The following is a 22,685-nucleotide window of genomic DNA, read 5'->3' on the forward strand; positions in this document are numbered from 1 at the left end:
ATGGCTGTCTTTCAACATTTACCGACTTCCATCTTACAGATGGGAGCCATCTTTTTGTCAATTATGATTGAGGCACTTCCTTTCGTTCTCATTGGATCCATCATTTCTGGTTTTATTGAGGTCTATATTTCTCCTGACAGGGTTCATGTCTTCTTGCCGAAAAATAAGATATTACGTATTTTATTTGGAACATTCATCGGTTTTCTTTTCCCTTCTTGCGAATGCGGGATTGTGCCGATTGTCCATCGTTTTCTAGAAAAACAAGTTCCAAGTTATACAGCCATTCCCTTTATGGCGACGGCTCCTGTCATTAACCCCATCGTCCTTTTCGCAACCTATACAGCTTTTGGAAACTCCATCCGTTTTGCTCTTTTTCGCGCCTTGGGTTCCGTATTGGTAGCCCTTGTATTAGGAATTTTTTGGGGATTTATAAGCAGTGGACCGATTTTAAAAAGTCAACCTCATGGAAACGAACACCACCACCATCATGAACTTAACAATCAAGATGGCTGGAAAAAAGTAGGAGCGGCTCTCGTTCAATCTGTTGATGAATTTTTTGATACTGGACGTTATCTCGTATTTGGCTGTTTCATTGCTAGTTTGGTGCAAGTATATGTTCCAACTTATATTTTGACGCGAATTAGTCACAATTCTTTCACTGCTATTTTGTTGATGATGCTGTTGGCTTTCTTACTCTCCTTGTGTTCAGAAGCCGATGCTTTCATCGGCTCCTCCCTTCTTTCCAGTTTTGGTTTTGCTCCCGTAATGGCTTTCTTAGTTATCGGTCCCATGATTGATATGAAGAATCTACTCATGATGAAACATCATTTTACGAATAAATTTATTCTTCAATTCATCAGTCTGATTACACTTGTCATACTGGCTTATTGTCTCACGTTAGGAGGGCTATCTTGATTCGATTTTTAATTTTGCTCGGCTACTTTGAAATGACAATGTATCTCTATGTATCTGGTAAATTAGACCAATATATCAACCTCCACTATTCTTATTTAGCCTTTTTATCAATGATTCTGACCTTTATTTTGGCTCTTACACAGTTAATTGTTTGGATGAAGGAGATGCAAGTACATAGTCACTTGAGGTCCAGGTCTGCAAAAGCAGCGAGTTTTATTTTTCTTATTATCCCTCTGATAGTAGCTTGGTTCTTTCCAACTGTTACTTTAGATGCTACAACAGTTGCTGCCAAAGGCTATCATTTCCCACTTGCGGCTGGTGTTGATACAAGTGTTCAAGAACAAGAAGGAACAACTGTCCAGTATTTAAAGCCAGACACTTCTTCTTTCTTTACAAAAGCAGCATACCAACAAGAAATGCGGGATGTGGCTGAAAAATATCTTAAAGAAGATACCATTACCATTACAACTGAAAATTTCATGGCTGTTATGGAAGCTATTTATGACTATCCTGATGATTTTTCAGGAAAAACTGTAGAATTAACTGGTTTTGTCTACAATGATCCAGATAATCCCAACCAGCAATTTATTTTTCGCTTCGGCATTATCCATTGTATTGCAGACTCTGGAGTCTATGGTTTACTTTCAAGTGGTCAAACAGATCATTTTCCTAATGATACTTGGGTCAAAGCTAGGGGGACAATTCAAATGAGCTATCACAATTCATTAAAGCAATCCTTGCCTAACCTACAATTAGAAGAATTTCAGAAAATTAAAATGCCTACAAATCCTTATGTTTACCGCGTTTTCTAGCTTTTAAATAAGAAAACGTGAATTTTCTGAAAATTTATGCTATAATACAAGAATATTAGAAAAGAATGGAAAAAACTATGTCATCACCTGTCTTATTTACTATTTTTGGTGCAAGTGGCGACCTCGCCAAGCGCAAACTCTATCCCTCACTTTTCAGACTTTATAAGGCTGGTCATCTGGCTGAAAACTTTGCCGTTATTGGAACAGCACGTCGTCCTTGGACAAAAGAATTTTTTGAATCAACGGTCATCGAATCATTAGGCAAACTTCCAGACAATGCTCGTCAAGCTCACGAATTTGCCAGTCATTTTTACTATCAGAGTCACGACGTCAACGATACAGACCATTATCTTGCTCTTCGCAATCTTCAAGAGGAATTGGGCAAAAAATATCAGACGGAAAACAATAAGGTTTTCTTCTTATCTATGGCTCCTGAATTTTTCGGCACCATTGCTAAGCATCTCAAATCTGAAGAAATTGTAGATGGTACTGGTTTTGAGCGTCTCATTATTGAAAAACCTTTTGGAACTAGTCTGGAAACAGCCGAAAAACTCAACGAAGAATTGGCTCAGACCTTTAAGGAAGACCAAATCTATCGTATTGACCATTACTTAGGGAAAGAAATGGTCCAAAATATTTTTGCAGTTCGTTTTGCCAATATTATCTTTGAGAACATTTGGAACCGCGATTTCATCGATAACGTTCAAATTAGCTTCGCTGAATCAATTGGTGTCGAGGATCGTGGTGGTTACTACGACCATTCAGGTGCCCTCAAAGATATGATTCAAAACCATGCGCTTCAGGTCTTATCTATTTTAGCCATGGACAAGCCAGCTAGTTTCAATGAATGTGATGTCCGTGCTGAGAAAATTAAGGTTTTCCAAAACCTCAAACAACAAAATGATGAGGAAATTAAGCGTAACTTCGTTCGTGGCCAATATGGATCTGGAAATATTGATGGGCAAAGTTATCCTGCCTATCTGGACGAGCCAAATATCGCAGAAAATTCTCAAACAGAAACGTTTGCTGGCGGTGTCTTCTTTGTTGAAACGGATCGTTTCCGCGATGTTCCTTTCTTCTTCCGTACTGGAAAACGCCTAACAGAAAAAGGAACTCGTGTGACCATCACCTTCAAGAAAGCAGAAGATATCTTTGGTCAACATTCTGAACAAAATGTCTTAACCATCTATATCCAACCAACAGAGGGCTTCTCCCTTTTTATCAATGGTAAAGAAGTTGGTTCAACCTTCTCTCTAACACCAGCTAAATTGAGTTGGCGCCATAGTGCAGCTGCTCTTGGAAATTCACCAGAAGCTTATGAGAAACTCTTCTTTGATGTCTTGAATGGTGATTCGACCAACTTTAGTCACTGGGATGAAGTAAAAGCTAGCTGGAGCCTGATTGACCAGATTGTCCGTGTATGGGCCAACAATGAGTCCCCTCTTCATAGCTATCCAGCTGGTAGCATGGGACCTCAAGCTATTTTTGACTTACTTGAAAGCTATGATACTGAGTGGCATTGGAAACCAGATATCTGGTACCGTGAACGTGGATTACTTTAAGGTAATAGTAACCAAGAAGCATCGATTAAGTTTATCGGTGTTTTTTTGATTTCAAACCCATAAAGTAATCAAAGAAAATTTATCAAGATCAGGCCATAAAAAACTAAATAAAACAACCACTCTTTAAAAATCAAAACTATACTTTGCAAAAGCCCCTTGCCTACCACTTGGATGTCTACACAGCTATGTCTCATCTACTTGAAGCTTATGAATGTGAGATAAGAAAGTATGGTTCTGATCTTCATAGAATATATAGGCGAATGAAATAACTTTTGGACTAGGAATTGAGACGCAGATTGCTCAAACAGTCTGAGAATAGACTGTTTGAGGTTGGAAATAGAAGGAACGATGTTCCTCTCAACTAGAGTACGGCAAGTAGAAAATGACGACGTATCAGAGTTCATTCAAATGACAATAAAAAAGAAGCATCTGCTTCTTTCTCTTATATCAATCCTTCTAAAAGTCCACGCATAAACTCCTCAGAAGAGAATTCACCAATATCATCAATTTTCTCACCGAAGCCGATGAATTTAACGGGAATATCTAATTCCTGACGAATGGCTAGAACTACGCCACCTCGGGCTGTTCCGTCAATTTTTGTCAAGACAAGACCAGTTAGTGGCGTAATTTTTGAGAATTCCTTGGCTTGCACCAAAGCATTTTGCCCCGTTGAAGCATCAACTGCTAAGAGGGTTTCGTGTGGTGCATCAGGTAACACGCGCTTAACGATGCGGCCAATTTTCTCTAATTCGGCCATGAGGTTGTCCTTGTTTTGAAGTCGGCCAGCAGTATCAATCATGAGGATATCAACATTTTCAGCTAGGGCTTTTTCCATACCGTCAAAGACCACACTAGCCGGATCCGACTTTTCAGGCCCCATGACAACAGGCACTTCAACACGACGACCCCACTCAGCCAATTGAGCAACGGCACCCGCACGGAAAGTATCTGCTGCTACCAACATCACTTTCTTACCGGCCTGTCTATACTTGTAGGCTAACTTACCGATAGAAGTCGTTTTCCCAACACCATTGACACCCACAAAGAGCATAACAGTCAAGCCTGCTTGCATATTGATTTCTTCGTTAAATCGGCCATCCTTCTCGTAAATATTGACCAATTTTTCTAAAATAACTCGCTGCAAATCAGAAGCTTTCTTGGCTTTTTGCAGTTTAGCTTCATAGCGCAAATCTTCTGTCAAAGTAGACGCCACCTGAACACCTACATCCGAAAGAATGAGTAGTTCTTCTAATTCTTCGAAAAAATCTTCATCCACTGAGCGGAAATTGGCAAAAAATTCATTGAGTCGTTCTCCAAAACCTTTGCGGGTTTTCTCCAGACTACGCTCATATTTTTCTTGCTCACTTTCTTGAGGAAGAACTGGTTCTTCTGTAGAGACAGACTCAACTACTTCTTTAGTCTGAATTGAGATATCCTGTCCACTTTCTTGCGCCTCTTTAACACGAGCCGCCAGAGCTGCTTTCTCAGCATAATAACGTTCCATAATATCCATGGTCCGCTGTTTTTGTGCCTCCTGCTCTGGCTTCTCTAGCATGGAGCTGACTACTTTACCTGCTTCCTTTTCATCCTCTTCCAATATTGCATCTTGTGATAATCGATCCCATTCAGGATCAATCGCTGCATCCTCTTCTCCTTGTTCAAAAAGAACACTTTGGTCAACTGCTTCATCAGGCTTTGTTCCAAATAATCGATCAAATAATGCCATCTTAGTCCTCACTTAATACGTATTTACGGATTGCCCAAGCAACCGCATCTTCTTCATTTGTCATTGGTGTCACAACATTGGCAACTGCCTTGACTGGGTCTGAACCATTGGCCATGCAGACTCCCAGGCCAGCCCATTCAATCATGGAGAGATCATTCTCTTCATCACCACATGCCATAACCTCTGTCTGTTGGATATCTAAATGCTTGATCAATTTAGCAAGACCTTCTGACTTGTGAACACCTTTTGGAGACCACTCCAACAAAACATCCCGGGACTTAAAAATTTCAAATTGCTCTTGCAATTCCGCTGGAATTTTTGCAATTTGCTCATCTAAGTACTCTACATCACATGCAGTGACAGCCTTATTGTACTCTATATCTTTGGGTAAATCTTCATACTTGGTTGGAATGTAGTTAAGAACAACATTCAGTTTTGGATAAAGTGATTCAAGGGCTGATGGAATAACATAGACATCTCCACCATGCACAATATCTAAGGGCAAATTAAGTTCTCTCGTTATTTTATAAAGTTTTTCCACTTCATCCATGCCAAAACCAATGTGATCCAGAATGCCTCCATCATTAGTTTGAACTAAACCCCCATTGAAGGTAATGGAATATTCATCTGGATGCATGAGGTCCAGTTCTCTTAAGAATGCTTCAACAGCAGGTAAGGGTCGACCTGTAGTAATGACAACTTTTACACCTTGTTGACGTGCCTCTTGCAAGGCTTTTTTATTGACTTCAGAAATCTCTTTTTTCCCATTTAGAAGTGTACCATCTAAGTCGAGGGCGATTAATTTGATTGACATACAATTTCCTCCATATAGGCCATCACTGAACCCGTATCGTGGTCAGCAATAATAAGGTTAGCAAGTTCTTTAATTTCTGGAACTGCATTTTCAGGAGCAACGGCAGTCCCCGCGAAATGAAGCATGTGCTCATCATTATAGTTATCACCAAAAGCAATTACTTCGGATGCAGAAATTCCTAGGACTTCGCAGAGATGACTGAGACCAGTCCCCTTATTGACATGGTCCAACATAACATCTAGACATTCGTAACCGCTAGTCATCGAAACCACATCCTCGATTTCTTGGGTCAACCATTGACTAGCTTCAAAGACTTGATCTGCAGCGAAATTTGCACCGAGCTTGAAAATTTCATCTTCAATAGACTCAAAATTTTCTACTTCGACAATGGTTGGATAATAATGCTCTAAAAATGCTCGGTATTCATCATCAATAGATGAAAGCATATATGCTGCGTTTTTACCCGATAGGTGAACAGTATCAGCATTTTTGAAATGACTCTTCTTTATTTTTTCAAGAATTTCAAGGTAGAGTTCCTTGGGCATCAGTTCTTCATAAAGAGTTTTGCCACGATACTCCACCTCAGAACCATTTTCACCAAGAAAAATCACTTGGTCTTTAAACTCTGCAAACAAGCTCTTTAAAGATTGAACTGCACGGCCACTAGCCACTACAAAATAAATCCCTTTTTCTGCTGCCATCTCTAATAGATTCTTTAGGCGCTCTGCATCGAATTGGCTATTTTTGTCCAAAAAAGTGCCATCCATATCTGTTGCGATCAATTTAATTGCCATTATCCATACTCCTTTGTAAAGGCTAAATTAGACCATCTAGTCTCTAACATAACTATTGACTATTATACCATAGAATGACATTCTACTCTATTCTTTAGGGGACACTTGAAAACATTCAAAAAATCCCCATGAGATTCCGTTCATAGGGATTTCCTTTTTATTTTTTTTTATTTTTTTAAATAGTCTTGAATATATTTTATAACGGCATCATCCTGACATGGTCCAATAACTTGATCAGCTATTGCTTTGATAGAATCACGTGCATTTTCCGTAGCCACTGCGGTCCCAGCAAATTCTAACATTTCCTTATCGTTCTGATTGTCACCAAAAGCGATGACATCTTGATGACTCAGACCAAAATGATCACAGAGTTTGGAGAGGGCAACTGCTTTATGAATGTCCGACATGATGATGTCTACGGAATCAAAACCAGTGGTGACTGAACTGATTCCCTCAAAGTGCTCATTGAGCCATCTGTTAGCTGCATCCAGGTCTTCTTCAGGAAAAGTTACTACCAATTTTATGATTTCTTCAGTGATATTCGAAAAATCTTCGACCCTACTTAAATTAGGATAATAACCTTCAATATGCTTGAAATAGTTTTCTTCAACTTCATTCAAAACATAGGCACCTGATTTAGCAGATAAGAGGATTTGATTTGTAGATGAAAATGGCCCCATTTTGATGGCTTCAATCAATGGCAGGTAGACATGTGAAGTAATGGGCTTGTCTTCAAAAATCATCTGGCCTTGGTAGGATAAGAGGCTCCCATTTTCAGCTAAGAAAGCCATATCCTCTTCCAATCCTTGAAAAAGTTTTTTTAGACTAAGAAGTGAACGACCACTTGCTGCTACAAAGAGATAACCTTTTTCTTTGAACTGCTTCAAAATTTCTTGCAAAGCAACTCGATCATAATGATGATCATAACGGAGAAAGGTTCCGTCTAAATCCGTTACAAATAATTTTCTAATGGCCATCTTACATCCTTTCTATATCTTTCAATTTGACTGAGACGATTTTCGAAACACCTGATTCCTGCATGGTAACTCCATAAATCGCATCGGCAGCTGACATGGTTCCCTTACGGTGGGTAACAACGATAAACTGGCTGGATTTATCAAAGCGATTGAGGTAATCCCCAAAACGTTTGACATTGGCCTCATCCAGTGCCGCTTCAACCTCGTCTAAGATGACAAATGGAATCGTCTTCACACGAATAATGGAGAAGAGAAGAGCGAGGGCAGAAAGAGCTTTCTCCCCACCTGACATGAGGTTGAGAGATTGAATCTTCTTACCCGGAGGCTGAACAGAAATCTCTACACCCGCTGTCAATAAATCTGGACCAGTCAAAATTAAATCTGCCGAACCACCACCAAACATCTGCTTGAAAGTCATCTGGAAAGATTCTCTAATAGCTTCAAAAGTTACCTTAAAGCGCTCTTTCACTTCATCGTCCATTTCATGAATGGTTGCCAAAAGCAAATCACGAGCAGAAAGGACATCATCCCGTTGGCTATTGAGGAAAAGTAAGCGTTCATGTACTTCCTTATACTGCTCAATCGCATCTAAATTGACAGGCCCAAGGGCACGGATGGCCCCCTCCAAGTTTTTGAGCATCTTCTCAGCCTGGGCCAAATCTTCTAAGACTCGGGCTTGTTTTTGGGCCTCTTCAAAACTAATTTTGTAATTCTCTGTCAAACTGAGTAGTAGGTTTCGAAGTTTGGAGCCTGCTTGTTCCACGTCTGCCTCTAACTTGGCTTGACGTCGAATCAAATCTTCGTTTTTGATGCGGGCCGTCTCCAGACGACCTTCCAAGTCTTCAAACTGACCTTCTACATCTTCCAAGGCAAACTTAAGACGAATTATCGCTTGATCTGTCTGCGTTTTTCTAAGATTCGCAGCCTCTACTTGCTCCACCAAGACATCCAGACTGGCATCATCCAAAGCAATATTCTTTTCATCAATGATTTCTTGAAGCAATTGTATTTCTTTTGAGATACGATTTGCATCTTCTTCCAATCGCTCAATGGTTGATTCTTCAAATCGAATCTCACTAGTTACTTGAGTCTGTTCCAGCGTCAAATCGGATAATTTACCTTGTAAGGTTTGAAGTTGCTCCTGAATTGCATTTCGATTGGTTTTGACCTCTTCAATCTGTTGATTGATTTCTACTTTTTTGTCCTCAAAAGCAGCTATGTCACTTTTGAGACCTGAGATGGTCTCTTCTAGTTCAGATAATTTGTCTTGATGTATCAGACCAATTTGTAGGTCATAAAGCTGAGTCAAGTCTGCCAGACGTTCTTCCAATTGTTCTGTTTGTAGGCGGATTTTCTGCTCAGTCAGACGGGCATTTTCTCCATCTGTCTTGATTTTCTCCAATTGAGAACGGCTTGTTTCGAGGGCTTCCTTGGCCTTGGCTACCTTGGTTTCCTCTTCTTGTAAAGCAACTGATAAGTCCTTGATTTCAGCCACAAGGACATCCAATTCAGGTTTAATGAAAAGAGAATTGTTATTGCGGTTGGCACCACCGGCAAAGGACCCTCCAGGACGAATCTCCGAACCATCCAGTGTAACTATGCGTACCTGAAAACGTGTGGCACGGGCTGCTTGGTTGGCATGGTCTAAGTTATCAAAGATAGCCGTTGCACCAAGCAGATTTTGGAAAATAGCAGACAGATGGCTATCATAGGAAACCAGTTGGTCGGCTCTTCCAAGAAAACCGGTACTTGCTTCTAATTGAGACTGATGGTGTCCCGCTAACTGACGGGGTTTGATGGTGGTTAAAGGCAGGAAGGTAGCCCGACCTTGACGGTTTTTCTTGAGGTAGGCAATGGCCGCTTTAGCCTGGCTTTCATCTTCAACGATCACATGTTGACTGGCAGCTCCCAGAGAAATTTCCATGGCTGTTTGGTATTGAGCATCAAAAGTGACATGCTCACTGACTGCACCAACTACCCCACCAATCTGACTGGCATTTTGCAACACAGCCTTGACACCCGCATAAAAATTGGAATGGTTTTTCATGATGGATTCCAAGCTATTTTGGCGAGCCTTTTTCTCCTTAATGGCATCCAAGAGATCGAACATCTTATTTTGTTGCAGTTGATAGGCCTCTTGAGCCTGATTAAGATCGGATTGGGAAGTCTTGTAGTCATCTAAGAGCCCCCTAAGCTGACCTTCTGCTTCTGACAATTTTGCCTGGCTAGCGGCTAAATCTTTTTCTGTTTCAAGCTTATCAGACTCCAATTTTTCAATTTCTTTGGCCTTACTTTCTGATTGGCGGATATGATGGTCCCATTCCTGCTCCAATTTGGTCAATTGGTTTGATTTTTCCGCCTCCGTTTGCATAAGACGGACATAAGATTCACGAAGACTTTCAATGACTTGATCCGGATCTTCAGAAAAACGAGCAATTCCTTCTTTGGTTTCAGCAATAGCAGGGCTTAATTCTGCTAAGCGGGCTAGCAATGCTGCTAATTTCTCTTGACTCAAGACCAAATTAGCACTATTTTCGCTTAAGCTAACCTCTTGTTTCAAAAGTCTATCCTGAGCTTCTTGCTTGCTGGATTGGTTCTGGCTAGATTCCAACTCATGAAGGGCTTGCTTGCGTTCTAATTCACTGATTAGACGGGTCACATCTAGGAGAAGAGCCTGTTCTTTTTCAAGAGTCTCACTTAATTTGTGCCGTTCTTGTTTAAGCCCTTGATGTTCCAATTCTAACCGATCGCGTTGCTCATAATAAGAGGTTAAATCCGCCTTAACTTGATTCAGGTCCTCTTCCTTATCATTTAGAATCTGACGCCCCTGCTCAATCTGTGCCACTAAGACACTGAGGTAGAGTTGCTGACGGTTTTCGTCCAATTCGAGGAATTGCTGGGCAACTTGAGCCTGCTTTTCCAAGGGCTTGATTTGGTTGTCCAACTCATAGATGATATCTTCCAGACGGTCTAAGTTATCTTGGGTTTGAGCGAGCTTGCTTTCGGTTTCCTTTTTACGGGTCTTGTACTTGAGCACTCCTGCCGCTTCTTCAAAAATAGACCGGCGTTCTTCAGGTTTTGAATTAAAGATTTCTTCAACTCGACCTTGGGAAATAATCGAAAAAGAATCCCTACCTAGACCAGTATCCATAAAAAGATCATGGACATCACGAAGACGGACCTTCTTCCCATCAATCAGGTATTCGCTATCACCAGAGCGATAAATATGGCGGGCAACGGTGATTTCTTTGGCTCGATCAGCAATAAAACCATGGCTATTGTCTAAGGTTACAACAACCGAAGCAAAATTGAGGGGTTTGCGTTTTTCAGTTCCAGCGAAGATAACATCTGGCATCTTACCACCACGTAAACTTTTGGCAGATGATTCTCCCAAGGCCCAACGCAGGCTTTCTGTGATATTCGATTTGCCCGAACCATTTGGACCCACAACTGCGGTCACTCCCTGATCAAAGACTACTTTTGTTTTATCCGCAAAGGACTTAAACCCTTGCATTTCAATCGATTTTAAATACATGCTTATCCTTCGGCCTCCAAGGCATTCTTGGCTGCAGCCTGCTCTGCTAATTTTTTGGAACGCCCTGTCCCTAGTCCAATTATTTTTTGGTTGGCTTTTACTTGAACGGTAAAGGTCTTATCATGAGCTGGACCTGTTTCATCCACAACCTGATAAAGGATTTCGATTTCACCATTCACCTGCAATATTTCTTGCAGACTAGTCTTATAATCCGTTACACGTTCAAATTTCCCCACTTCCAACAAGGGAATCATAACCTGATAGAGAAATGTTTCAACAGCCTTTTCTCCTTTATCCAAGAGAAGTGCTCCCAAAAAGGCTTCAAAGGCGTCGCCAAGGATGGTATCCCGATTGCGACCACCAGATTTTTCTTCCCCTTTACCTAAAAGCATATAGGCATCAAAACCACATCTCCTAGCAAAACCAGCTAAAGATTCTTCACGAACAAAGCTGGAGCGCAATTTGGACATTTCTCCCTCTGGAAAATGAGGGTATTTCTGATAAAGATATTTTGAGATGACTAATTGAAGAACAGCGTCTCCTAAGAATTCCAGGCGTTCATTGTGTGAAATTTTTAGAAGGCGGTGCTCATTGGCAAAAGAAGTGTGGGTAAAGGCCGTTTTTAATAATTCTAAATCTGTAAAATCGATACCAAAATCCGACAACAGTTTTTTCTGTAAATTTTCCATTTGATCCTCCATAGGGCTTCAACGACTACTCAGTCTGACCTTACCATTGTACCATATTTTAGCTCTAGTGTTTGATTTTTCCCCTTTCTTAGCAGGGAGCTTGCGTATTCATCAAAAGCCTATCTGACTTAAAAATGGTATAATAATATTTACAAGAAATTAGAGACATTTTAAACAATAAATGAGGACACAAATGATTACAAAGGAATTTGATACTATCACTGCCATTGCTACTCCACTGGGTGAGGGGGCTATCGGCATCGTTCGTATCTCAGGTACAGATGCTGTCGCTATCGCTCAAGGCATCTTTAAAGGAAAAAAATTGGAGACAGTCGGTTCGCATACGCTCAACTATGGTCATATTTTTGATCCAGAAAAAAATGAGATTTTAGATGAAGTCATGATTGGGGTCATGCGGGCACCACGGACCTTTACCCGTGAAGATGTCATCGAGATCAATACTCACGGCGGTATCGCAGTTACCAACGAAATATTGCAACTGATTATCCGTCAAGGAGCTCGAATGGCTGAGCCCGGTGAATTTACCAAGAGGGCCTTTCTCAATGGTCGTGTGGACTTGACTCAGGCTGAAGCTGTTATGGATGTTATCCGTGCCAAAACCGATAAAGCTATGAACATCGCTGTCAAACAGTTAGATGGATCGCTGAAAAACTTAATTGATAATACACGGCAGGAAATCCTCAACACACTGGCTCAGGTGGAAGTGAACATCGACTATCCTGAATACGATGATGTGGAAGAAATGACCACTTCTCTCATGCGCGAAAAAACACTAGAATTCCAAAAACTTTTTGAAAATCTACTGGCGACAGCCCGTCGTGGCAAAATCCTACGCGAAGGCTTGTCCACTGCCATTATTGGCCGACCAAATGTTGGAAAGTCTAGCCTCCTTAACAAACTTCTTCGCGAAGAAAAAGCAATCGTAACCGATATTGCAGGCACTACGCGCGATGTTATCGAAGAATATGTCAATATCAAGGGGGTTCCTCTTAAATTAATCGATACGGCGGGTATCCGAGAAACAGAGGATATTGTCGAAAGAATCGGCGTGGAACGTAGTCGCAAAGCCTTAGAAGAAGCTGATTTGATCCTCCTCGTTCTCAATGCTTCTGAAAATCTGACCAAACAAGACCGCATCCTATTGGAATTATCTGAATCCAGCAATCGGATTATCCTACTTAATAAGACAGACCTCCCTGAAAAAATAGAGGCCGACCAACTGCCAGAAGATGCCATTCGTATATCGGTCTTAGAGGGCCAAAATATTAACCAGATTGAAGAACGCATCAACCAACTCTTCTTTGACAATGCTGGCATTGTTGAACAGGATGCTACCTACCTCTCCAATGCTCGTCATATCTCACTGATTGAACAGGCTGTTCAAGCTTTGCAAGCTGTTAATGAGGGTCTGGAAATGGGAATGCCAGTTGACTTACTTCAAGTTGACATGACACGTGCTTGGCACATTTTAGGCGAAATCACTGGGGATGCTGCACCAGATGAACTTATCACCCAACTCTTCAGCCAATTTTGTTTGGGGAAATAAATACGGATATAAAAAAAGGATTGACCTTCCAGAGATGTGGAGGCAATCCTTTTTGAGTTAAAAATTAAAGACATCATTCAAATTCTCAGCCATGGTTGGATGGGTGAAAATTTGGTTTTTGATGTAAGTATATGGAATTTTGTTGTCCATAGCCATCTTGATGAGGTTGATATTTTCTTGAGAACCTGCTCCATAGAGGGTGGCTCCGAGGATTAGCTGACTATCCAGATCTACGATGACCTTATAAAGACCACGAAGATCATTATTAACATGAGCGCGTGGCATATTGGCAACAGGAAGGCTGGCTGCCTTGTAGTTGTAACCTGCGGTCTTGGCTTCTTCTTCTGTTAATCCAACCTGTGAAAGGGCAGGTTCGAGGAAGGTTGTCGTTGCCAAACTCGTACGTTTTTGAAGATTGTAATCGTCATTACCCGTCAACTTCCCAAAGACAATACGGAAATCATCTAGAGAGGCATAGGTAAACTGTGGACCTCCGTTCACATCACCGACTGCATAGACACCTGCAACACTTGTTTCACAGTAGTCATCGACTTGGATAGCCCCACGTTCTGTTACCTTAATCCCTGTATCTTCCAAACCAAGAGTCGCTGTGTTTGGCTTGCGACCCGTCGCATAAAGGACTGCATCAAAGATATAGTCAGTTCCTGAAGCACGCACCACTACTTGCTCGTCTTGGTTGCTGACTTGTTCAATCTTGCTTGATAGAAGAAAGGCTATACCATCTTCTTCCATATATCTCTGTGCCATCTCTGAAACTTCTAGCTCATAGCGACCTAAAATCTTATCTGCAGCTTCAAAGACTGTCACTTGACTGCCCATTTGATTGTAAATTCCTGCAAATTCCAGACCGATGTTTCCTCCACCAATAATACCCAGGCGGGCTGGTTTTTCAGTGAGCTGTTGAATCCCTGTGCTATCAAAAACATTCTTCGTTTCTAACAAACCAGGAATCTGCAAAACGTTTGAAACCGCACCTGTATTGATTACGATAAGGTCTGCCGTGAGGTCTAACACATCCTCTCCCGCAGTTACTTGAATCTCTTTGTCTGCAACAAAGCGACCAGACCCATTAATGAGGGTGACACCCGCATTTTCCATGAGCATCTGGTTTTTCCCACGGAGTCGACCAACAACCGTCTCTTTTTGGGCCATGGCAGCCGCAAAATCCATGCCTTTCTCAACAGCCACTAGGAGCGTCTTCGTTGGGATACAGCCGATATTGATACAGGTACCACCATACATGGCTTTACTTTCCTCAACAATCGCCACTTTCTTGCCCATCATGGATAGCTTGGCAGCTAAGGTTTTGCCTGCCTTTCCAAATCCAAGGACAATCACATCATATTTTCCCATAAGAAATTTACCTCCCTTAAAATCGTGACTATATGGTATCACGTTTCAAAGTATTTGTCAGAAATCTGCTACGCCTGCTCTTTTACTAAAAAAGGCTGGAAAATTCCAACCTTTTCAATTTATAAATCTAAGATTTCATAGGTGAAGCCAATTCCGTCTAAGAAGCGAAGCAAATCAGCTGTTTTAAGGAAAACAGTTTTTTCATTGGTATTGGGATGGAAGCTCATTCGATCCTCTTCCATAATTTCCTTGTCAAAATAAACCAAGATATCCTTTTCAGGATTGTTGAGAAGACCAAATGGAGACACGACTCCTGGTGGCAGTTGCATTTTCTCAAAGAGACTATCAGATGAGGCCATGCGGATGCGATTGGCTACTACCAAATCCTTAAAGCGCTCCATATCCAGCATTTTTTGATCGTCCATGATGAGAAGATAGTACTGGGTTTTCTTCTTATTGGTCAAGAACATGGTCTTGGTCCGCACGCCCTCAACGCCTTCGATAAAGCTATCCGCCTGCTCTGTGGTCAGGGCTGGTTCATGCTCTACCAGTTCATACTCAATCTCTAGTTGGGCTAAGGTTTCTGCTACCTTGTCAAATAATTCCATGAGTCTGTCCTCACTTGAAAGCTTATTTAATCAACTCATAAATACCTTCTGCATAAATGGCTGCTGCACGGAAGAGGTCTTCCACATCCGCAAATTCATTGGCCTGGTGCATGGTGTCTGTATAACCTGGGAACATAGCCCCAAAGGCTACGCCACGTTTGAGCAGGCGACCAAATGTCCCACCACCGATGATTTGTTCATACCCTTTGAGACCGGTTTGTTTTTCGTAAACTGCTAAGAGTTTTGAGACCAGCTCATCTTCCATCGGTGTATAGTGTGGTATATGCATGTGGGCACTGAGACTGACTTCGCGTACACCTGGCAATGTTTCCAAGACTGCCTTAATTTTGTGCTCATCTGTTCCTTGAGGGAAGCGGAAATTAAGGGCAATAGTATTGTCCGATGAGGCTTTATCAAAACTGAAGACACCTGCATTCATGGTCAATTCACCCATTTTTTCATCTACATAAGCTGCGCCTGTTGCTGCTGCCAAATGGTCTTTATGGATGACTTTACCTGCAATATGAAGGTAGTTTTTGGCATTGCCAGCAAAGTCAAATTGAGACAGGAAATTAGCCAAATATGTCACGCCGTTGATGCCCGATGCCGGGCTAGCACCGTGGGCAGATTTGCCAATAACTTGCAAATGAAAATGGCCATTTTCTTCTGTCAAATGTGCAGTGACAGGATTTTCAGCTGTAAAAGCTTCTAATCTTTCCTGCAAGTCAGCTAGGCTAAGATTCCCAGAAAAGACAGCTTTGCCAGATTCCGGCACCATATTGACACGCAGTCCACCTGACAAACTATGAAGAACAAAGTCGCCATCATTTTCGCCATCAAAGTGCAAGTACTCCGTAATATTGCCTTTTTCCCCATTAATAATAGGGAATTCTGCATCTGGTGAGAATCCGAAATCTGGTTTTGGTAAACCAACGTGGGCAAAATAATAGTCCATATCCGCCCAACCAGACTCTTCATCGGTCCCCGCCACAAAACGAACACGCTTGGAAACTGGGAGTCCCAATTCCTTGATAATTTTTAAACCATAATAGCAGGCAACAGTTGGTCCCTTATCATCTGAGGCACCACGCGCATAGAGTTTGCCGTCAATGATTTCAGGCTTGTAAGGATCTGTATGCCAACCTGATCCAGCAGGAACGACATCCAAGTGGGCAAAAATGCCCAGTTCTTCTTCCCCTTGTCCAAAGGTGAAATGACCTGCATAGTTATCAACATTGGTTGTTTCATAGCCGTCCCGCTCTGCAATTTCCAAGAACTTTTCCAGAGCCTTAACAGGACCAGGTCCAAAGGGATGTTCCTTATCCGCTAAACTGTCATAACGTTCAGAGTTTATCTCCAAAAGGCTAAACAAATCAGCCATCATAGCATCTTTGCGTTTTTCAACTTCTGCTTTAAAATTAATTGTCATACTCTTCCTCATTTCACAATAATCTACCATCATTCTACCATAAAGAACGTGATTTTTCAGTAAAATGAGGAAAAGAAAAGCCCCATTTGGGACCTTCCTCACTTATAGTTTAATGGATAGATTTGCCAAATAGTCGCTGCCATATTGAGACAGACGATTTCCTTCATCCTTGGCTTCATAAAAATCAATCATAGCAAAACCTGCCTTTAATTGACCCGCAATCTGTTCCTCTAAAGTATGACTAAATTCATAGCCGTATTCTGGATCAATCTGAATCAATCCATCTGCTTCTAACTGACGCGAGTTGTACGGAAGAGCGTACTTCAATTCCAAAGCTTGATCTGGCCTGTCCCAAACAGCGTCGCCATCATACATGTAAATCCACGGATTCATGTAACCTACCATGAGGAGGCCGCCTTTTTTCAAGATACGATAGGATTCCTGCCACATATTTTTCAGATTTTCTATATAGACATTGGATACCGGACAAAAAACGATGTCAAAAGTCTCATCTTCAAAAGGAAAGGGCTGGGTCATATCGGCCAAGACAGTCTCAATAGTCAAATCCTCCCGTTCAGCTACTAAGCGATCAGAGGCTAGTTGCTCCTCGGAAAAATCCATAATGGTTGTATCGAAACCTTTGAGCGCAAACTGGGGACCTTGCTGTCCGCCGCCGCACGCCAAACCTAGTATTTTCTTACCCGGTGCCTTATCAAACCAAGTCGATGGCACAGGCTTTCCATGCGTCAAAAAGACCGTTAATTCCCTCTTTTTACAATCCAGTAATTCTTCATGGCTAATGGGAACAGTATAGAGGATGCCATTTTTTGCCACTCTGTTCCACCGTTTTTGATTTTCTCGAACATAATCAGTCATCATTCCTCAGCGAGGTTAAGAGCGAGAATAACCTCTTCTTTTCTTATTTTTCATATTCTATCCTTATATTTATATTAGCGGGTAGCTCCCGCCAGTATAAACCCTTTCTTAATTATTTTTTAGATTTGTTTTATACTTAGTTCAGCGCTGTGGATTAGTAATCATTTCCAATCGCTTTGACGTTTTATCTTATGTAAGGATACAAGACAAAGAGTGCGTGGAACGAACAACAGCTACTATTCACTTTGAAAGGAATAAGAAACTTATGCTTTATGTTGGTATCGATATTGCCAAAAATAAACACGATTTAGCTTGCATTGATGAAACTGGAGAAACAATAATAATTAACTACAGATTTGCCAATTCTTATCAAGGCTTTCATCAGCTTAAACTCAAACTAAAACAGCTCTCTCCTATCACAAAAGATGTCCAGATAGCACTTGAAAGTACAGGACATTATAGCTATAACATCATTGCTTTCTTAAGAGAGTTGGGATATACTGTTTTCGCTTATAATCCTCTTATTATCAAGGAATTTGCCAAATCACAGTCTCTCAGAAAAACTAAGACTGATAGGAAAGATGCTCTTTTAATTGCTCGTAAACTACGGTCTGATATCACGCCTGAATATTATCAAACAGACAAATTAATGGATGAGTTAAAAGAGCTCACACGCTATCAAAATCGTTTAATCCAGTCACGATCCAAATGCAAGAACTTATACATCAGATTGCTTGATATTATTTTCCCTGAACTCCACGGAATTGTTAGTAATCTTCATAATCAGTTTATCTATAACTTACTAACCAATTATCCTTCTCCACAAAAGTTAGCTCGTGCTCACTTCTCATCATTACTTAAAATTAAACGTCTAACCGCTGATAAGGCTCATCAAATACAAGAAGCAGCCAAACAGACTATTGGTAATGCTTCACCTGCTTTATCCTTAGAACTAGTACAATTAATTGAAACCATTAAACACTACGATAAACAGATTAACCAAGTTCAAGAAGAAATGAATCTCTTGATGGCTGAATTAGAGTCTCCCATCACCTCTATTCCTGGAATCGGAAGCCGCCTTGGTGCTATGATTCTAGCTGAAATTAAGACTATTAATAACTTCAAAAATCCAAATCAACTTCAAGCTTTCGCAGGATTAGATCCTGCTATTTACCAATCAGGACAAATGGATAATACTGGCCATATGGTAAAGCGAGGCTCGTCTTATCTGAGATATGCTCTAATACAAGCTGCTAAACTCATCTCGATTTATTCTCCGCATTTTAAAGCCTATTTAAGATTGAAAATAAGCCAAGGTAAGCACTACAACGTAGCTGTAACACATGTCGCCAAAAAATTGACTCGTATTATTTACCATCTGCTCAAAACCAAGCAAACCTTTGACGAGGCTAAACTAAGGTAAAAACTATAAAATCAAGAATTATTTTTAAAACTTGCTCAAGGGCAAGATTTTTTGCGTGTCTAAAATTGAGCTTTTAGACTAAAAGTAGTAAAATGATAGGTGCATCCTCCAGACGATTGTCTAACTTGGTTATCAAGTTTATCGCAGTGAGGGTGTTTTTTTATTTTTTAGAATTTCCTATTGACTTTTTATATAGAATGCCTCCTTTCTTACGCTAAAGCGATTTTACCATAGCTAAGAAGTATTTTCAAGATAGGCAATCAGCTAAATCTCCTTTAGAGATCCCCTTGATTTTGGCTTTCTAATATTATTGGTAAAAAGAGTCAGACAATAACTGATTTACTTGCCAAATAGCTTTTTAAAGAAACTTTTTTCTTTCTTTGATTGGCCCTCAAGAGGTAATTGGTCTTGATTGGCAGCTATCGGTAGGGCAGAAATCAAAGGCAGAGTTATATTTATTTGGTCATTTTGATTGAGAATATCTTGAACTTGCTTCTGATCAACAGGCATTCCTATAGAATCCTTATCAATAGCATTGACTTCGATGAAATATTTTAAATCCATACCAACAAAAGAAGCTCCTTCATCTAGCATGATTTTCTCAGCTCCCATCAATTGAGCTAGTTGAAACAGAGAGGAAAACTGATTTTCTTTCCTTATTGTACCAATCAAGCCATAAGACTCGTCTTCAGTAAAGTGCTTATAGTGAGCCATCCAATTTGAGGCAAGACTCCTATCACTAAAAATATAGAGTGCAGGCAGACCATTAAAATCTTTCGTTGAGATAAGAGGTGTACTGCTTTTGCTATCAGGCTTGTAGTCTTCCTTAGATAAGGCAATAAATAAGCAATCTTGTCGAAACAACTCCCTCATTAGATTCCGGTATGGAATCTGCCAATCTCCCTTGACTTCTTGACTATCTCTTAGTTCATTTTTTAAAGCTTCTATCACGTGATTCAATTTAAAAATCCTCCTTCTCTTTAACCAAATAAAATCAAAAACAGATGAGGCAAAGCGACACAGACTTACTGAGTGGTTGGCCAGAAACTTTACCAGTGTATTCTGTTGATTGTCAAAGACTCTGCACCTTCAGTCCAGTCATCCTCTTGACAGACATTACTGGTTAAGACTTTAATAATAGCAAAGTGTACAAAACTTTTTAATTTCAAAAAAATCCTTTAACGATTAAAGCTAGCAATCTCATAACCAGTTTTTGCATTAACAAAATTAAGAGTTTTTAGATTGCCAATTAAATTAAAAATGGATTTTCCAATAGGTTCTAAATCAATCTTAATGGAATCTGACTCTTTCTCTACATTTAAATAAACAGTCAATGAATAAGTTTCTTGATCTGATTGTATTTCAATATGATCATAACTGTAACCCTTAGGATATTCCTGTAAACTAGCAATTTTTGCTACCTTATTGTTATCACCAACATAGTCAGTTTTATAATTTTCAGCCTTGTCTGTATCAACCTTGCTTATTTGACAAGCTGTCAAAAAAATAAATGATGCAATTAAAATAAGTATTCTATAAATATTACTATTTCTCATGAGTTAGCTCCTTCTTATCTTCTTTTAAGAATATTGTAACACACGATGTAAGCTCTTTCAAACATAAAAAAGCTGCCCGAGAGCAACTTTTATCCACTATATTCGAACGAATTAGCTTTAAGACTAGGAACTGAGGTGCAGTTAGCTCAAATAGTCAGGGGAGTGACTGTTGGAGGCGGGAAATAAGAACTGATGAAAGTCAGTTTACCCTACAGTCTGAGAATAGACTGTTTGAGGTTGAAAATAAAAGAAACTAAGTTTCTCTCAACTGGAGTACGGCAAACCGATAGTGACAAGGTATCAAAGCTAATTCAAATGACTATATTTTTAAAAATCATTAAAATCCCAGACATCATCCACCCATCCTTCATAGAAATCTGGTTCGTGGCAGACCATGAGAATAGATCCTTTGTAGGCTTGGAGGGACCGTTTGAGCTCATCCTTGGCATCTACATCCAAATGGTTGGTCGGCTCATCTAGGATCAGCACGTTATTTTCACGGTTCATCAGCAAACAGAAACGAACCTTGGCTTGTTCACCACCAGAAAGAACCTGAATTTGACTTTCAATATGCTTAGAAGTCAAACCACAACGGGCAAGAGCTGCACGAACTTCAGCTTGGTTAAGGGCTGGAAAGGCATCCCAAACAGCTTCAAGAGGGGATTGACGATTTCCTCCAGGTACCTCTTGTTCAAAGTAGCCAAGTTCCAAATATTCACCCCGTTCCACTTGACCACCAAGGGCTGGGATAAGACCCAAGAGACTCTTGAGCAAAGTGGATTTCCCGATACCATTAGCACCAACGATAGCAACTTTTTTATTGCGCTCAAAGGTCAAGTTCAAGGGAGTTCTAGTCAAGACACGATCATAACCGATTTCCAAGTCCTTGGCTTGGAAGATAAAACGACTAGGTGTCCGAGCCATCTTAAAATCAAAGGAAGGTTTTGGTTTTTCGGATTGAAGTTCGATGATATCCATCTTGTCTAGCTTCTTCTGTCGGGACATGGCCATATTTCGCGTAGCAACACGGGCCTTGTTGCGGTTTACAAAATCCTGCAAATCAGCAATTTCCTTCTGTTGGCGCTCATAAGCCGCCTCCAATTGAGATTTCTTCATGGCATGCACTTCTTGGAACTGGTAGTAGTTGCCTGAATAACGAGTTAGATTTTGATTTTCCACATGATAGACGATATTGATAACATCATTTAAGAAAGGAATATCATGAGAAATCAGAACAAAGGCATTTTCATAATTTTGCAGGTAACGCTTGAGCCAATCAATGTGCTCCGCATCCAGATAGTTGGTCGGCTCATCCAGCAAGAGAATGTCTGGTTTTTCCAGTAAGAGCTTGGCCAAAAGAATCTTGGTCCGCTGGCCACCAGATAAATCGGTCACATCTGTATCCATACCATAGTCCATAACACCCAAGGCACGGGCTACTTCATCAATCTTAGCATCTAAGATATAGAAATCACGAGACTCCAAGCGGTCCTGGAGTTCACCGACCTCTTCCATGAGAGCATCTATATCAGCCCCTTCATCCGCCATATGCATGTAAATCTCATTAATCCGCTCTTCTGTCTTGAAGAGTTCATCAAAAGCCGTTCGTAAGACATCTCGAACAGACGATCCTTTCTCTAGGACAGCATGCTGGTCTAAGTAGCCAGCTGTCACATAACGAGACCACTCCACCTTCCCTTCATCAGGAAGAAGCTTTCCGGTAACAATCGACATGAAGGTTGATTTTCCTTCACCATTAGCTCCGACCAAGCCAATATGTTCGCCCTTGAGCAGGCGGAAAGAGACATCTTCAAAAATTGCTCGTTCCCCAAAGCCATGGGTTAAATTTTTAACTTCTAAAATACTCACACTTTTCTCCTAGTTTTAGCCATCTATCTTTGTTGTATAGTCAAATGAATTAGCTTTAGGACTAGGAACTGAGGTGCAGGCTGTACTGTGGAGTACGGCAAGCCGATAGTGACATCGTATTAAAGTTAATTCAAAAGACTATAAATACCAAACAAGAGC

18 protein-coding genes are annotated in these 22,685 nt (G+C 40.7%); 5 read left to right on the forward strand and 13 right to left on the reverse strand.

Annotated features, from left to right (window positions below; all coding sequences use genetic code 11):
• The 3 genes from BN1356_RS09060 to zwf all read left to right on the forward strand — a co-directional run bounded on the left by BN1356_RS09060 (nt 1) and on the right by zwf (nt 3,289).
• Nucleotides 1-915, forward strand: coding sequence for a permease (locus BN1356_RS09060; RefSeq protein ID WP_093651073.1), 915 nt, complete (start codon nt 1-3; stop codon nt 913-915).
• Nucleotides 912-1,727, forward strand: a complete 816-nt coding sequence (locus tag BN1356_RS09065) for a TIGR03943 family putative permease subunit (protein ID WP_093651074.1) — start codon at nt 912-914, stop codon at nt 1,725-1,727. Before BN1356_RS09060 ends, BN1356_RS09065 begins: the two co-directional genes overlap by 4 nt.
• Nucleotides 1,728-1,804: 77 nt before the next feature.
• Complete coding sequence (zwf, locus tag BN1356_RS09070) at nt 1,805-3,289, forward strand: glucose-6-phosphate dehydrogenase (protein WP_093651075.1); 1,485 nt, start codon at nt 1,805-1,807, stop codon at nt 3,287-3,289.
• A 442-nt stretch (nt 3,290-3,731) separates the two neighbouring features.
• Here zwf and ftsY read toward each other — a convergent pair whose 3' ends face one another.
• The 6 genes from ftsY to rnc form a co-directional block, all read right to left on the reverse strand.
• Nucleotides 3,732-5,015, reverse strand: a complete 1,284-nt coding sequence (gene ftsY, locus BN1356_RS09075; RefSeq protein WP_093651076.1) for a signal recognition particle-docking protein FtsY — start codon at nt 5,013-5,015, stop codon at nt 3,732-3,734.
• Between the two features lies 1 nt (nt 5,016).
• Entirely contained in the window at nt 5,017-5,829 is an 813-nt protein-coding gene (locus tag BN1356_RS09080) for a Cof-type HAD-IIB family hydrolase (protein WP_093651077.1), read from the reverse strand.
• Nucleotides 5,814-6,623: an HAD family hydrolase gene (locus BN1356_RS09085; protein WP_093651078.1), complete on the reverse strand. Its 810-nt coding sequence runs from the start codon at nt 6,621-6,623 to the stop codon at nt 5,814-5,816. The genes BN1356_RS09080 and BN1356_RS09085 overlap by 16 nt, the downstream gene beginning before the upstream one ends.
• A 167-nt stretch (nt 6,624-6,790) precedes the next feature.
• Nucleotides 6,791-7,600 carry a Cof-type HAD-IIB family hydrolase gene (locus BN1356_RS09090; RefSeq protein WP_093651079.1) on the reverse strand — a complete coding sequence of 270 codons (810 nt, stop codon included), beginning with the start codon at nt 7,598-7,600 and terminating at the stop codon, nt 6,791-6,793.
• 1 nt (nt 7,601) lies between these two features.
• The gene (gene smc, locus BN1356_RS09095; protein ID WP_093651080.1) at nt 7,602-11,135 is read right to left on the reverse strand and encodes a chromosome segregation protein SMC; all 3,534 of its coding nucleotides are present in this window, start codon (nt 11,133-11,135) and stop codon (nt 7,602-7,604) included.
• A 2-nt stretch (nt 11,136-11,137) separates the two neighbouring features.
• Nucleotides 11,138-11,824 carry a ribonuclease III gene (gene rnc, locus BN1356_RS09100; protein ID WP_093651081.1) on the reverse strand — a complete coding sequence of 229 codons (687 nt, stop codon included), beginning with the start codon at nt 11,822-11,824 and terminating at the stop codon, nt 11,138-11,140.
• Between the two features lie 193 nt (nt 11,825-12,017).
• Here rnc and mnmE point away from each other — a divergent pair, with 193 nt between their 5' ends.
• Nucleotides 12,018-13,391, forward strand: a complete 1,374-nt coding sequence (gene mnmE, locus BN1356_RS09105) for a tRNA uridine-5-carboxymethylaminomethyl(34) synthesis GTPase MnmE (protein ID WP_093651082.1) — start codon at nt 12,018-12,020, stop codon at nt 13,389-13,391.
• 57 nt (nt 13,392-13,448) lie between these two features.
• Here mnmE and BN1356_RS09110 read toward each other — a convergent pair whose 3' ends face one another.
• The 4 genes from BN1356_RS09110 to BN1356_RS09125 form a co-directional block, all read right to left on the reverse strand.
• Nucleotides 13,449-14,765 carry an FAD-containing oxidoreductase gene (locus tag BN1356_RS09110; protein WP_093651083.1) on the reverse strand — a complete coding sequence of 439 codons (1,317 nt, stop codon included), beginning with the start codon at nt 14,763-14,765 and terminating at the stop codon, nt 13,449-13,451.
• A 119-nt stretch (nt 14,766-14,884) separates the two neighbouring features.
• Entirely contained in the window at nt 14,885-15,373 is a 489-nt protein-coding gene (locus BN1356_RS09115; RefSeq protein WP_093651084.1) for a prolyl-tRNA synthetase associated domain-containing protein, read from the reverse strand.
• Nucleotides 15,374-15,395: 22 nt separating this feature from the next.
• A complete protein-coding gene (gene pepV / locus BN1356_RS09120) occupies nt 15,396-16,802 on the reverse strand; it encodes a dipeptidase PepV (RefSeq protein ID WP_093651085.1) in 1,407 nt (468 codons plus the stop codon).
• 102 nt (nt 16,803-16,904) lie between these two features.
• A complete protein-coding gene (locus BN1356_RS09125) occupies nt 16,905-17,678 on the reverse strand; it encodes a class I SAM-dependent methyltransferase (RefSeq protein WP_093651396.1) in 774 nt (257 codons plus the stop codon).
• 265 nt (nt 17,679-17,943) lie between these two features.
• On the opposite strand from BN1356_RS09125, the gene BN1356_RS09130 reads away from it, so the two are divergent.
• Entirely contained in the window at nt 17,944-19,101 is a 1,158-nt protein-coding gene (locus tag BN1356_RS09130) for an IS110 family RNA-guided transposase (RefSeq protein ID WP_093649626.1), read from the forward strand.
• A 339-nt stretch (nt 19,102-19,440) separates the two neighbouring features.
• Here BN1356_RS09130 and BN1356_RS09135 read toward each other — a convergent pair whose 3' ends face one another.
• The 3 genes from BN1356_RS09135 to BN1356_RS09145 form a co-directional block, all read right to left on the reverse strand.
• Nucleotides 19,441-20,061 carry a hypothetical protein gene (locus BN1356_RS09135; RefSeq protein WP_093651086.1) on the reverse strand — a complete coding sequence of 207 codons (621 nt, stop codon included), beginning with the start codon at nt 20,059-20,061 and terminating at the stop codon, nt 19,441-19,443.
• A 218-nt stretch (nt 20,062-20,279) separates the two neighbouring features.
• A complete protein-coding gene (locus tag BN1356_RS09140) occupies nt 20,280-20,657 on the reverse strand; it encodes a DUF4825 domain-containing protein (RefSeq protein ID WP_093651087.1) in 378 nt (125 codons plus the stop codon).
• A gap of 327 nt (nt 20,658-20,984) precedes the next feature.
• Nucleotides 20,985-22,526: an ABC-F family ATP-binding cassette domain-containing protein gene (locus BN1356_RS09145; protein ID WP_093651088.1), complete on the reverse strand. Its 1,542-nt coding sequence runs from the start codon at nt 22,524-22,526 to the stop codon at nt 20,985-20,987.
• Nucleotides 22,527-22,685: the final 159 nt, after the last annotated feature.

This window comes from Streptococcus varani (assembly GCF_001375655.1).
Taxonomy (GTDB): Bacteria; Bacillota; Bacilli; order Lactobacillales; family Streptococcaceae; genus Streptococcus; species Streptococcus varani.

Bases quoted from the DNA above. Each gene is read 5' to 3' on its own strand.
- BN1356_RS09060 (WP_093651073.1), top strand. From the start codon at position 1: ATGGCTGTCTTTCAACATTTACCGACTTCCATCTTACAGATGGGAGCC.
- zwf (WP_093651075.1), top strand. From the start codon at position 1,805: ATGTCATCACCTGTCTTATTTACTATTTTTGGTGCAAGTGGCGACCTC.
- ftsY (WP_093651076.1), bottom strand. From the start codon at position 5,015: ATGGCATTATTTGATCGATTATTTGGAACAAAGCCTGATGAAGCAGTT.
- BN1356_RS09080 (WP_093651077.1), bottom strand. From the start codon at position 5,829: ATGTCAATCAAATTAATCGCCCTCGACTTAGATGGTACACTTCTAAAT.
- BN1356_RS09085 (WP_093651078.1), bottom strand. From the start codon at position 6,623: ATGGCAATTAAATTGATCGCAACAGATATGGATGGCACTTTTTTGGAC.
- BN1356_RS09090 (WP_093651079.1), bottom strand. From the start codon at position 7,600: ATGGCCATTAGAAAATTATTTGTAACGGATTTAGACGGAACCTTTCTC.
- smc (WP_093651080.1), bottom strand. From the start codon at position 11,135: ATGTATTTAAAATCGATTGAAATGCAAGGGTTTAAGTCCTTTGCGGAT.
- rnc (WP_093651081.1), bottom strand. From the start codon at position 11,824: ATGGAAAATTTACAGAAAAAACTGTTGTCGGATTTTGGTATCGATTTT.
- mnmE (WP_093651082.1), top strand. From the start codon at position 12,018: ATGATTACAAAGGAATTTGATACTATCACTGCCATTGCTACTCCACTG.
- BN1356_RS09110 (WP_093651083.1), bottom strand. From the start codon at position 14,765: ATGGGAAAATATGATGTGATTGTCCTTGGATTTGGAAAGGCAGGCAAA.
- BN1356_RS09115 (WP_093651084.1), bottom strand. From the start codon at position 15,373: ATGGAATTATTTGACAAGGTAGCAGAAACCTTAGCCCAACTAGAGATT.
- pepV (WP_093651085.1), bottom strand. From the start codon at position 16,802: ATGACAATTAATTTTAAAGCAGAAGTTGAAAAACGCAAAGATGCTATG.
- BN1356_RS09125 (WP_093651396.1), bottom strand. From the start codon at position 17,678: ATGACTGATTATGTTCGAGAAAATCAAAAACGGTGGAACAGAGTGGCA.
- BN1356_RS09130 (WP_093649626.1), top strand. From the start codon at position 17,944: ATGCTTTATGTTGGTATCGATATTGCCAAAAATAAACACGATTTAGCT.
- BN1356_RS09140 (WP_093651087.1), bottom strand. From the start codon at position 20,657: ATGAGAAATAGTAATATTTATAGAATACTTATTTTAATTGCATCATTT.